At 55.7% G+C, this 12,142-nt stretch carries 8 protein-coding genes; 7 read left to right on the top strand and 1 reads right to left on the bottom strand.

Annotated features, from left to right (window positions below; all coding sequences use genetic code 11):
* The first annotated feature begins 83 nt into the window (after positions 1 to 83).
* The gene (locus L6H98_RS23950) at positions 84 to 2,105 is read left to right on the top strand and encodes a CotH kinase family protein (protein ID WP_236420199.1); all 2,022 of its coding nucleotides are present in this window, start codon (positions 84 to 86) and stop codon (positions 2,103 to 2,105) included.
* A gap of 350 nt (positions 2,106 to 2,455) precedes the next feature.
* On the opposite strand, the gene L6H98_RS23945 is transcribed toward L6H98_RS23950, so the two are convergent.
* Positions 2,456 to 3,373 (bottom strand): EamA family transporter, encoded by a 918-nt coding sequence (locus tag L6H98_RS23945; RefSeq protein ID WP_236420198.1) that lies wholly within the window; start codon positions 3,371 to 3,373, stop codon positions 2,456 to 2,458.
* Positions 3,374 to 3,490: 117 nt separating this feature from the next.
* Here L6H98_RS23945 and L6H98_RS23940 point away from each other — a divergent pair, with 117 nt between their 5' ends.
* From L6H98_RS23940 to L6H98_RS23915, 6 genes are all read left to right on the top strand, one after another.
* Positions 3,491 to 4,387 carry an AraC family transcriptional regulator gene (locus L6H98_RS23940; RefSeq protein ID WP_236420197.1) on the top strand — a complete coding sequence of 299 codons (897 nt, stop codon included), beginning with the start codon at positions 3,491 to 3,493 and terminating at the stop codon, positions 4,385 to 4,387.
* A 242-nt stretch (positions 4,388 to 4,629) separates the two neighbouring features.
* Positions 4,630 to 6,342 (top strand): response regulator, encoded by a 1,713-nt coding sequence (locus L6H98_RS23935; protein WP_236420196.1) that lies wholly within the window; start codon positions 4,630 to 4,632, stop codon positions 6,340 to 6,342.
* A gap of 29 nt (positions 6,343 to 6,371) precedes the next feature.
* Positions 6,372 to 8,171 carry a sensor histidine kinase gene (locus L6H98_RS23930; RefSeq protein WP_236420260.1) on the top strand — a complete coding sequence of 600 codons (1,800 nt, stop codon included), beginning with the start codon at positions 6,372 to 6,374 and terminating at the stop codon, positions 8,169 to 8,171.
* Positions 8,146 to 9,297 carry a substrate-binding domain-containing protein gene (locus tag L6H98_RS23925; protein ID WP_236420195.1) on the top strand — a complete coding sequence of 384 codons (1,152 nt, stop codon included), beginning with the start codon at positions 8,146 to 8,148 and terminating at the stop codon, positions 9,295 to 9,297. The genes L6H98_RS23930 and L6H98_RS23925 overlap by 26 nt, the downstream gene beginning before the upstream one ends.
* Positions 9,298 to 9,490: 193 nt before the next feature.
* Entirely contained in the window at positions 9,491 to 10,564 is a 1,074-nt protein-coding gene (locus L6H98_RS23920) for a galactose ABC transporter substrate-binding protein (RefSeq protein ID WP_236420194.1), read from the top strand.
* A gap of 71 nt (positions 10,565 to 10,635) precedes the next feature.
* Positions 10,636 to 12,141, top strand: a complete 1,506-nt coding sequence (locus L6H98_RS23915) for a sugar ABC transporter ATP-binding protein (RefSeq protein ID WP_236420193.1) — start codon at positions 10,636 to 10,638, stop codon at positions 12,139 to 12,141.
* Position 12,142: the final 1 nt, after the last annotated feature.

Here is a 12,142-nt window from a genome sequence, read left to right as displayed (position 1 = left end):
AAGATTCATTCAAGGTTTGTCTCCTAGACTGGGTATATAAGCCAATGTTTTGCTTACAGAAACCAAAAGGGAGGACTTGATACGTGAATAGGGTCATGAAACGTTTTGCAGCTGCGGCACTGTCGCTGTCGATGGTTGCGGCGCCTCTGGCATGGACGTTGGGAACGTCGACCGCCTATGCCGCGGAAGAGGGAAGCACAACATCCACGCCAGCGTATTCTTCGCTGTTTGAGGGAGACCGCGTGATCGATGTGAAGGTGACGATCAGTGATGAGGACTGGGAGAGCATTCTCGCCAGCCCGATGGACAAGGAATACAAAAGTGTAAGCGTAGAGGTAGACGGCAACAAGCTCGATAACGTCGGTTTTTCCACCAAAGGCAACATGACGCTGAGATCGGTAGCCTCGATGGAGGATTCGGACCGTTACAGCTTCAGACTGAAGTTCGACAAATACGATAAAACCCAGACGCTGCTCGGATTGGACAAAATGGTGCTGAACAACAACTACACCGACCCGTCGTACCTGCGCGAATACCTTCATTATGAGGCACTGCGCAGCATCGGGTTGGACGTGCCGGAAACGACGTTCGTCAACCTGTACATCAACGGCGAGTTGTTCGGATTTTATACCGGGGTCGAGTCGGTAGACGACAGCTACCTGGAACGGAACTATGGCGAAGGATATGAAGACGGCGTTCTGTACGATACGGAAGAGAGAAGTTATCTGCAATATGAAGAAAATGAGGAGTACAGCACCCTGACAAAGGATTTGGGCTCCGACAAGGACAAAACAAAGCTCAAAAACTTCATTAAAGTGCTGAATGACATGCCTGATGGCGAAAAAGGCGAGATCGAGAGCGTACTGGACGTCGATTCCGCGCTCAAATATATTGCAGGGAACGTTGTATTCGGCAACTATGACAGCTACAACGGGGACAAAGGGCATAACTACATGTTATACGGCGACGCCAACGGCAAATTCAGCGTCGTGCCGTGGGACTTTAACATGTCTTTCAACGGATACTCCGCTGGAGGCGGTGGACGTGGAACGACAGGCACCACCGCAACAAACACAAATGCAACGACCGCATCCTTAGATGAACCGGTACTGGGCATCAGCATGGATAGCGTGCCAATGATCAGCAACCTGCTGGCCGTGCCGGAATACAAAGCGAAGTATCTCGGCTACGTGAATGAGCTGACCGATTACCTTGAAGGCATTCAAGACCGGATCGCCGATCTTTCCGACCTGATCCGTCCGTATGTGGAAGCCGATCCAAGCAAGTTCTACACGATGGAACAGTTCGAGTCCAACATTACGTATTCCGCAAATGCTGAAGGAGAGGGAAGTATGGGCGGATTCGAGGGCATGACGCCTCCTGAAGGGTTTGAAGGCATGACACCTCCGGATGGAACGACAGCGCCGACGAGACCTGACGGTACGGCAAGCGGAACGGCGGATGGCAGCGACGAGGCGGCGGCTGCCGGGGATAACGGCAGCACGGCAGGCAGCATGCCAACGCCTCCGCAAGGCGGTTTCGGCGGCGGGCAAGGCATGGGTAACATGGCAGCCGGCTCCTTGACCACCTTTGCGCTCAACCGCCTGGCCAACCTACAGGAACAGCTTGGACGCGAAGTAACGCCATTGCCGGAAACGTCCGATGGAGCAAGCGAATCAACGGGTACGGATGCTTCTTCTGGTACGAGTGCAGGAACAGCTGCGGGCAATGCTTCCTCAGGTTCAACGAACAAGGATATTTCCGTAACGCTGGACGGCAAAACGGTGTCGTTCCCGAATCAGGCACCGATTCTGAAAAACGGAAGAGTTATGGTTCCTGTGAATTCGATCCTTGAAGCGTTGGGTGCGAAGGTCACTTGGGACAAAACTGCGAAAACCGTAACCGCCGAGCTGGGCGAGCAAACGCTGGTCATCAAGATCGGCAGCAGTGCAGCCACGCTAAACGGCGCATCGCTGGATCTCGGCACACCGGCCATCCTTCAGAACAATCGCACGCTTGTGCCGATTCGCCTCGTTACCGAGGCATTGGGAATGAAAGTGGACTGGGACAAGACGGCTTCGCAAGTGAGCCTGACATCCAAGTAAGCAGCTTGTGAAAAGAGCAGGGACGTTGATGCAATGATGCATCAACGTCCCTTTTTGGGCTGACGAACCTCAGACACGCTATCCGGTCATCTTTGGGTGTATTTTTTCGCTAAAGAACTTCAGATACCTTATTCGGCTCAAAATGAACCAGATGAACGCGATGTGTTCGGTATAACGCCTCTCATGTTCGTTAGAATTCGAAATGCTCGAAATGACGCCTAATAAAACGTCTCAGGTTTGTTAGGCATGAATGCCTTCCCCGGCTGCGAAGCTCCTGCTCAAAGTTCAGCAGAAGTGCACCGCATCAACCCAAGCAGAACGAACTTCACGCCATCGGTCTGCGCATACGCCTATCCCGTCGTTGAGGTGGTCGATTCCGCCGGTTTGTCGGCAGCCATAAAAGCAACGATGATCAGAATGCACGCCGCGCCGATCCACTGGAACAGGCCGAAGGGGTCATGCAGCCAGAACACGGTCGTGATCACGGCGGCGAGCGGTTCGAGACTTCCGAGCAAGCTTGTTTCTTTGGGGGCGAGGTAGTTCAGGCTTTCGACATAGAACCAGAACGCAAGCATCGTGCCGAACAAGATGACGAAGGCCAGATACAGGTAGGCATCGCCCGTCAGAAGTCCTTTTTCGATCCGCCACGGCGGGTGAATCAGGGAAAGGGCAGATCCCCCGATCACCATCGACCAACCTACGATGACGAGCGAATCGAACTTTTTGAGCAGCGGAATGGCATACAGCGTGTAAAAGGCGGCCGCGACGCCCGACAATATCCCCCATACGATGGCTGGCGTGGGAACGGACAACTGGGAGAACGAGCCGTTGGTCAGGAGCAGGAAACATCCGGCTAGCGCCAGCGATACCGTGATTCCATCCCTGGGCGTCAGCTTGGCCTGTCTGCTTATAAACAGGTACCCGATAATCATAACCGGTGACAAGTATTGCAGCAGGGTAGCTACGGCGGCATTGCCTTCTTTGATCGAAGCCATGTAAGTGTATTGGACGGCAAGCATGCCGATCAGTCCAAAGATGAGCAGACGCAGCGCGTCTTTCCAGTGGGTCCAAATGGACCAGATTTGGCCGCGATTGCGGTTAAAGCCTTGAATGGACAGCAGCAATACGCCTGCCAGGAGCAATCGCACCGCGACGAACCAATTCACGTCCACGCCGTAGTGCTGGAACAGTTTTTTGGCCACGGTGCCGCCAATACCCCAGAATATGGCCCCTGTAATAATGTAAAATAATCCTTTTCCCCGATGCATTTTCATCTCTCCATCATGAATGTAAAAATAGTATGTTATATTGTAGATATTAAAAGGAAACGACTGAATATTATACTCGAATCGGATGAAGAAATATAAATATATTGAGGTAAAGGGATGCAAATCATGGATTTTCAAATCGACCCCGATTTAAGGGAACTGACAGAGCATCGCACGATCGTGCTGCCGCTTGCATGTTACCGGACGACCATTCGCAAACATATGCAGGGACATATTCCGCTTCACTGGCACGAAGAGTTTCAATTTGTCCGCGTGATGAAAGGGCAGGCTGATTTCCGGGTGCAGGATAAGCAGGTTCGTCTGGGTCAGGGAGAAGGTTTGTTTATCAACAGCAGTTGTTTGCATATGGCGACGGATGAACATCGGACGGGGTGCGTATATATCTGCCTGAACGTAGCGCCATCGTTTGTGGTGTCCCAAGAGCTCTATTCGGCTTACGTTTATCCTTACATGCAAGCGACCAATCTGCCTTATGTACGTTTGAATGCAGAAGAGGAGTGGGCTGAAGCCATCCTGGAAGCCATTGTTGCCATTCATCAGCTGGTGGAGCAGCGCCCGGCCCATTATGAACTGGACATTACCGCAAATCTCGCCCGCTTGTGGAAAAACCTGATCGCCAACGGATTCCCGCTGGAATACGAACAGGCAGAGATGCTGAGAAACCGGCGCATGAAGGCGATGCTGGACTGGATTCACCGACACTATGCCCAGAAAGTGCTGCTGGACGATATCGCGCGTGCAGGGCAGCTAAGCCGGTCCGAATGCTGCCGTTATTTCAAGCGAATGCTCAAGAAATCACCGCTTCAATACGTCATGGACGTCCGCATTCGGCAGAGCCTGGTGTTGCTCCAGCAGCCGGAGCGCAGCGTTACGGATGTCGCCTATCAGGTGGGATTCAACAGCACCAGTTATTTCATCCAGCAGTTTCGCCAATCGATGAACATGACACCCATGGCCTATAAAAAGTCCACGCAGAACGGTCTTTCTTCCTGACAAGGCTTGCTGGATCAGGCGGTTAAGCTAAGTAGCATGTTGGAAGTGCATAACGATTCATCCATGCGCAGAGTATGGATATTACGAAGTCATCCTTGATGGGTGGCTTTTTGGCCTGTAATAAAGTAAGCGGTTACAAAACAAGACCGATATTGTATAGTATGATGGCAAGCTTGAGCCGTTGAGACATATATATAACTGCCTGGGCACATGCCCTGCTTGAATAAAAAGGAGGAATCCCGATGTACCGGGTGCTGCTGGTTGACGATGAAGAGGATGTGCGGGAAGGTTTGGTCGTGGAATTGGACTGGGAAGCGCTGGATTTGCGGATCGTTGGTCTTGCCGAAAACGGAAGAGAAGCGCTGGAAATGGCCGAACGGGTCGAGCCGGACATCGTGGTGACGGATATCAGCATGCCGTTCATGGACGGTCTTGAGCTGGCCCGCAGGTTAAGGGAGCGCAATCCGCTCGTCAAAGTCGTCATTCTGACCGGATACGATGAATTCGATTACGCCCGGCAGGCTGTTTCGCTGAGCGTGGATGAATATTTGCTCAAACCGTTTTCTGCCGCGCATCTGGCCGAACTGCTCACCCGCCTGCGCGGACAAATGGCCGCCGAGGTGGCAGAACGCGAAAATGTGCAGCAGCTGCGCGAACATTACTATGCCAGCCTGCCTTTGATGCAGGCCGACCTGATGGCGACCTTGCTTCATCGGCGGAAGCCGCCGGCCTACATTCACGGCAAGGCAGAGCAATGCGGGCTGGATCTGAAGGGCATCCGTTACGGCGTATCCGTGGTAACCCTGCATACGGACGGCAAAACGCTGAAACAGTCCCTGAACGCTTCTTCCCTCAAGTCAGATCAGCGTGAAACAACGGAAGAAGTTCAGGCATCTGCCGCGGGCGCCATACGGGACTCGGAAGACGGGGAGCTGAAGCAGTTCGCCGCCTTGAATGTTGCGGCAGAAGTATGGGCAGAGCATGAAGCAGGCCATGCGTTCATCCATCAGGAGGCCATTGTGCTGCTGTTCGTCGACCGGTGGGGCGGAGAGGATGGCGAGAAACGACAGCAGCAGGCGCTCGAAACGGTCATTCGCAGCATCAACCACTATTTGCGCATGCAGGCTACGATCGGTTCTGGAGCTTTGGTCCAATCGCTGGACCAAGTGAAGCACGCTTACGAGGATGCGCTGCTGGCGCTGGATTACCGGCTTGTGCCAGGAACGGACCCGCTCATCTATATCGGCGACGTGGAGCGGCAGGCGGCTGGCAAGCTGCGCTTCGACGAGTTGAAACAGCAGGCGCTTACGCGCTGCCTGAAGGCAGGCACGCAGGATGAACTGGATGAGGTGCTGGACATCATTTTCCGGGAAATTACAGCCGAACACGGCCGCAGCGACATCCAGCTCTATTTGATCGAGGCGTTGACCACGGTTTGGAAGGCGGCGCAGGCCTCCGGGGAACAAATGGAGGATATCTTCGGAGCGGGATTCCAGCTGTACGCCGATCTGTTCCGGCTGCCCGGTCTGCCGGAAGCCCGGGGCAGGGTGCGCGAAGTATGCGCCAACGTCCAGAGACGGATCGCCAGCGGACGCCAGCATGCATACAAGGATATCGTGGAGCAGGCGCTTGCGTTTACGAAGCAGCACTATGCCGACCCGGAGCTGTCCATCCAGAAGGTATGCGGGCATCTGCACATCAGCTCCGGTTATTTTTGCGCCATTTTCAAAAAAGAAGTGCAGCTGACCTTCCTGCAATACCTGATGCAGATTCGCATGGAGGCCGCGAAAGAGCTGCTTCGTTCCACGGATCTGAAGTCGTTTCAAATCGCCGAGCAGGTCGGTTTTGCCGAGCCGAACTATTTCAGCTTTTGTTTTAAGAAACATATCGGCATCTCTCCCAAGGAATATCGTAAGCAAGCATCCTCCTCTCCGGACGGAGGAAGGATGCCATGAGGAGCTTGGCCGGCTGGATCGGACGCCGCATGCTCCGGGTTCGTACCGGGCTGCAGTCCTTTGCCTGGAACAGCATCGGTGCCATCATCATGCTGTCCTTTTCCGCGTTCATCGTACTTGTGATCACGATCATGTCGATGCTGCTCTACGACAAATTCGCGCAAACGGCCGAACGCAGCGCCGAGCTGAGCACGAAACAGATCGTGGACCAGGTCAGCTACAATCTGGAGGATTATGTCCGCAGCATGTCGCATCTGTATCGCGCGATCGAGGAGCATATGCTGCGGGACGGCACCTGGGAGGGCGAGCAGGTCGACAAACAACTCGACACCTTGCTTAGCAGCAGGGAGGATATCCTGTCCATCACACTGCTGGATTCGGACGGTCGTCTGCTCAAGAACAGGCCTGCGGCCGCGCTGAAGCCGAGCGCCCACGTCACCCAGCAGGGGTGGTTCCAATCCGCGCTGCGGGTACCCGATCATTTGAGTTTTTCGTTGCCGCACATCCAAAACATGTACGAAGGTCCCTATCGGTGGGTCGTCTCCATGAGCAAAGGCATTACCGTTCAGCGGAACGGACAGGAGCAGCAGGTCATCCTGCTGGTGGACATCAACTTCAAACAGATGGACGAGCTGAGCCGCAGGGTCAGCCTTGGACAGCGCGGATACGTATACATCATCGACGAAAGCGCGGGCAACATCGTGTATCATCCCCAGCAGCAATTGATGTACATGGGGCTGCGCAGCGAAAACATCGAACAGGCGCTTGTGGCCACAGGCAGCTACGAAGACGAAGCGGACGGCCAGAAAAGGCTGAACACGGTCAAATCCGTCCCCAATATCGGATGGAAAATCGTCGGCGTTGCCTATCTTGACGAGATGCTTACAACCCGGCAGGAAGTCGGCGGGTATATGGTTCGCGTGCTGGCGGTGGTGCTGGTGCTCGCCGTTCTTGTATCCCTTATGCTCTCCGCCAGCCTGACGCGGCCGATCCGGCGCATGGAACGCAAGATGAAGGCGGTGGAACGCGGCGATTTCAACGTGGAACTGCCCATCGAAGGTCCGCTGGAGGTGGAGCGGGTATCGCGCCGTTTCAACCTGATGGTGCACAAAGTCCGTACGCTGATGGATGAAATCATCCGGGAACAGGAGCAGAAACGGCGTTTGGAGCTGGAAGCGCTGCAGGCGCAGATCAATCCCCATTTTTTGTACAATACGCTGAATTCGGTCGTGCGCATGGTCGGCATGAGCCGCAACGAAGAGGTCGTCACGATGATCACCTCGCTGTCGCGCTTGTTCCGCATCAGCCTCAGCAAAGGAAAAACGATCATTACGGTCAAAGAAGAGCTGGAGCATGCCCACCATTATTTGACGATCCAGCAGATGCGGTTCAAACGCAAATTCCGATTCACTTTAAACGCGGACGACGATACGCTGGACTGCCTGACATTGAAGCTGCTGCTGCAGCCGCTCATCGAAAATGCAATCGTGCACGGCATCGAATACGACATGGACGAAGGGCATATTGAAGTACGCGTATATCGGGAAGCGGATTGCCTGGTGTACCGAATTACGGACAATGGCGTCGGCATGAGCGAGGAGCAGCTGCGTGCGTTGGCACAAGGATATCCCATGGCGAGAAGCGGCGCGGGTTCGGGCGTTGCGGTGCGCAATGTGCACGACCGGATTCGGCTGTATTACGGCCATGCTTATGGATTGGAATATGCAAGCGAGCTGGAGGAAGGCACGACGGTTTGGATTCGCATTCCGGTGCAGCGGGCACCAGAGGAGGGTGGAGCGCAGGATGATCAGAAAAAAACGATGGCTTAGTGCGGTTTGGATCAGAAACCTCCTTCGCAGACGCCGGCTTGCGCTGACGGCGGCTGCGGCATGGGGTCTGCTGCTGATCAGCACCGCCTGCGGCGGCATGTCCGGCAGCAGCAGTTCCGGTTCAGCGCCGCTGCGCATAGCGCTGATTACCCCCGCCGGCGCAGGCGAGCTGGCGCAGGCGATCCGGCTGGGCGCCGAGGCCGCGGCCAAAGAAAGCGGAGCCGCGCTGGTTGCGGTGGAGGCCTATCCGCCGGCACAGCCGACCTCGGGAAGTGCCATGTCCGATAAGGTCGGCACAGGTGCAGACGCCTCGCGCGCCAAGGGCCATGCCGTGTCGGCGGACACCGGCATGTTAACCCTTGAGGAGCGGGAGCAGGCGCAGATCGAAGCGGTCGCACGCGCTTTGAAGCAAGGGGCATCCGCGCTTATCGTGGACCCGATGAGCGAGCATGCGCTGACGGAAATGGTTCGTCAGGCGGCAGAATCCGGCGCGGCGGGGACAGCGGTGCCCGTCATCGTGCTGAACGATGAGTTTCCGGTCGAAGGCATTGCCAGCGTCATTTCCATCGATCATGAAGACGCTGGACGCCAGGCAGGCGAAGCGATGGCGGAATTGCTCCATGGCTCGGGAACCGTCGTTTTGCTTGGCTCGGACCCTTTGAACCATCCGGGCCTTGCACGGCGGGAGCAGGGCATTATGGAGGCGCTGGGATCATATCCGGAGATTGAAGTGCTTCCGGCAATTTCATGCGGCACGCGGGAGGAATGCGGGCAGAAGACAGCCCGGATGCTGGACCGAAACCCGGTGAACGGCATCATCGCCCTTCAGGAGATGGCCTCCCTTGGCGCGGCGGATGAGCTGAATCGGCGCGAATCGGCGGCGGAGGTGAACGTCGTCGCCTTTGGTAGCGAGCAGCAGCAGCTTGCGCAGCTGCAGGAAGGCGTTTTCCAGCAATTAATCGTACAGAATGGCTTCAGCGCGGGATATCTCGGGCTGAATCAGGCGGTGGCCAGACTGCGTGGCGGCCAGACCCAGACGCGCGTCACGCTCGAAACCAAGCTTGTCGGCACGGACAATATGTTCTGGATGGATAACCAGAAGCTGTTGTTTCCTTTTGTGCAATGAACGGGGCGGGATTTCATGTCAGGCTTGTCGGTGACGGGACACGTTCCGCAGAACATGAAGGAACGACGTCGAACTGGTGAATTGAGGAAGATTTCGATAAAACGGATGAAGATATTGTATTCGCATCGGATGTAAACCCTTTCATAATAAAGGCATCGGGTTAACCGAATGAAATTGGGGGAGGTCATCAGGGATGAAGAAAACATGGATGACGCTGCTGGTTACTGCAATGATGGTCGTGGCGGCAGGTTGCAGCAGCGGCGGTGGAGAGAGTGCGGGAGGCAGTACCGGTACCGACACGGGCGGCGACAAGACGGGAACGGAAACGGTCGCAGAGACGCCGAAGATCGGCGTGGCCATCTACAAATTCGACGACACGTTTATGACCGGCGTGCGCAATGCCATGACCGCCGCGGCCGAAGGCAAAGCTGCACTGGACATCGTGGACAGCCAGAACGCACAGCCGACGCAGAACGAAAAAGTGGACCTGTTTGTATCCAAAAAATACAACGCGATGGCCGTCAATCCGGTAGACCGGACTGCTGCAGGTGTCATCATCGACAAAGCAAAAGCAGCGGACATTCCCGTCGTATTCCTGAACCGCGAACCGGTTGCGGAGGATATGAACAAATGGGATAAAGTGTACTACGTTGGCGCCAAAGCGGAGGAATCGGGCACGATTTCCGGCCAGCTCATCGTGGATTACTGGAAAGCGCATCCCGAAGCGGACAAAAACGGCGACGGCAAGCTGCAGTATGTCATGCTGAAGGGCGAGCCGGGCCATCAGGATGCCGAGCTGCGTACCAAATATTCGGTGCAGGCGATCCAGGATGCGGGCATCGAGGTCGAGGCGCTGGCTGAGGATACGGCGATGTGGGACCGCGTCAAAGGACAGGAAAAAATGCAGGCATTTCTTGCGTCCCATGGGGACAAAATTGAAGCCGTGCTGGCGAACAATGACGACATGGCCCTCGGCGCGATCGAAGCGCTGAAGGCGGCCGGATATTTCAAAGACGGCAAAACGATGCCGGTCGTCGGCGTGGACGCAACGGCTCCGGCGATTCAGGCGCTGCAGGACGGCACGATGCTCGGCACGGTGCTGAACGATGCAAAGAACCAGGGCGCGGCAACCGTGGCGCTGGCTTCGGTACTCGCCAAAGGGGAGACGCCGACCAAGGAAAATACGGGCTATGACATTACGGACGGCAAATACGTCTGGATCGCTTACAAAAAAATTACGAAAGACAACATCGCCGACGCCCAATAATAATGCACAGCAGGGACGTCCGCCGTGAGGGGACGTCCCTTTTTGCCAGGCTATGGAAGGGGAGAACAAGCATGAAATCGCCGTATCTGCTGGAGATGGACGGCATATCCAAGGCGTTTCCCGGCGTGCAGGCCTTGAGCCAGGTGACGCTGAAGGTCAAGCCGGGAACGGTGCATGCCCTGATGGGCGAGAACGGGGCGGGCAAGTCCACGCTGATGAAATGCCTGTTCGGCATGTATCGTCCCGATGAAGGCATGATTCGCATTGATGGAGAACAGGTGCAGATTTCCAGCTCCAAAGCTGCACTTGAGCACGGCATATCCATGATTCATCAGGAGCTGAATCCCGTCCCGCACCGTCCGGTAATGGAGAACATTTGGCTTGGCCGATTTCCGATGAAGGGCTGGTTCGTGGACGAGAAACGCATGTATGACGACACGTTGGCCCTGTTCAAAGATCTGAACCTGGACATCGACCCGAAGGCCCAGACCCGGACATTGTCCGTGTCTAAAATACAATCGGTGGAGATCGCCAAGGCGGTGTCGTTCCATTCCAAAGTCATCGTCATGGACGAACCGACGTCCTCCCTCACCGGCAAGGAAGTAGAACAGTTGTTTGCGATCATCCGGGAGCTGCGCAGCCGCGGGGTGTCGATTATTTACATTTCGCACAAGATGGAAGAGATTCTGACGATCTCGGACGAAGTCACGATCATGCGGGACGGCTTCGTGGTGGGCACGTGGGAAGCGAAGGACTTGACCACGGATCTCATTATTACGCGTATGGTGGGCCGCGATCTCAGCGAGCGTTTCCCCGAGCGGAACAATATCCCCGGCGACGTCATCCTGAAGGCGGAGGGACTGACTTCCATTCATCCGCATTCATTTAAGGACGTGTCGTTCGAGCTGAGAAAAGGCGAAATTCTCGGGATCGGCGGCCTTGTCGGGGCGCAGCGCACCGAGCTGATGGAATCGCTGTTCGGCTTGCGCGGACTTGCTTCGGGCACGATCTCGATCCATGGGCGGAAGGTGAGGATCGGTTCCCCGGCGGCGGCGAAACGCCACAATATCGCGCTGTTGACGGAGGAACGGAGGGTTACGGGCATTTTCCCGGTGCTGTCGGTGTACGAAAATACGATCATTGCAAGCCTTGGCCGCTACCGGAATCGCCTTGGGCTTTTGGACGAGAAGAAGGGGCGCGAGGAAGCGTACGAGCAGACGCAAAAGTTCAAAACCAAAACGCCTTCGGTTAACACGCTGATTCGAAACCTGTCAGGCGGTAATCAGCAGAAGGTGCTGTTGGCCCGCTGGCTTCTGACCGACCCGGAAATTTTGCTGCTTGACGAGCCGACGCGGGGCATTGACGTCGGGGCGAAATTCGAAATTTACACGATCATTACCGAGCTTGCCAGACAGGGCAAAAGCATCATCATGATCAGCTCGGAGATGCCCGAACTGATCGGCATGTCGGATCGCATCATGGTCATGAGCGAAGGGCGCATGACCGGGATCATCGACGGTGCCGATGCCACGGAGCAGGAAATCATGAGACTGGCCGCGCAGCAGCGCATGGCTTAGT

This window comes from Paenibacillus sp. JJ-223 (genome assembly GCF_927798175.1).
Taxonomy (GTDB): Bacteria; Bacillota; Bacilli; order Paenibacillales; family Paenibacillaceae; genus Paenibacillus; species Paenibacillus hubeiensis.
This window is presented reverse-complemented; position numbering and strand designations above follow the sequence as displayed.

What these genes read in the sequence shown, in the direction of transcription:
- L6H98_RS23945 (WP_236420198.1), bottom strand. Translation starts at nt 3,373, where the DNA reads ATGCATCGGGGAAAAGGATTATTTTACATTATTACAGGGGCCATATTC.
- L6H98_RS23940 (WP_236420197.1), top strand. Translation starts at nt 3,491, where the DNA reads ATGCAAATCATGGATTTTCAAATCGACCCCGATTTAAGGGAACTGACA.
- L6H98_RS23935 (WP_236420196.1), top strand. Translation starts at nt 4,630, where the DNA reads ATGTACCGGGTGCTGCTGGTTGACGATGAAGAGGATGTGCGGGAAGGT.
- L6H98_RS23930 (WP_236420260.1), top strand. Translation starts at nt 6,372, where the DNA reads ATGCTCCGGGTTCGTACCGGGCTGCAGTCCTTTGCCTGGAACAGCATC.
- L6H98_RS23925 (WP_236420195.1), top strand. Translation starts at nt 8,146, where the DNA reads ATGATCAGAAAAAAACGATGGCTTAGTGCGGTTTGGATCAGAAACCTC.
- L6H98_RS23920 (WP_236420194.1), top strand. Translation starts at nt 9,491, where the DNA reads ATGAAGAAAACATGGATGACGCTGCTGGTTACTGCAATGATGGTCGTG.
- L6H98_RS23915 (WP_236420193.1), top strand. Translation starts at nt 10,636, where the DNA reads ATGAAATCGCCGTATCTGCTGGAGATGGACGGCATATCCAAGGCGTTT.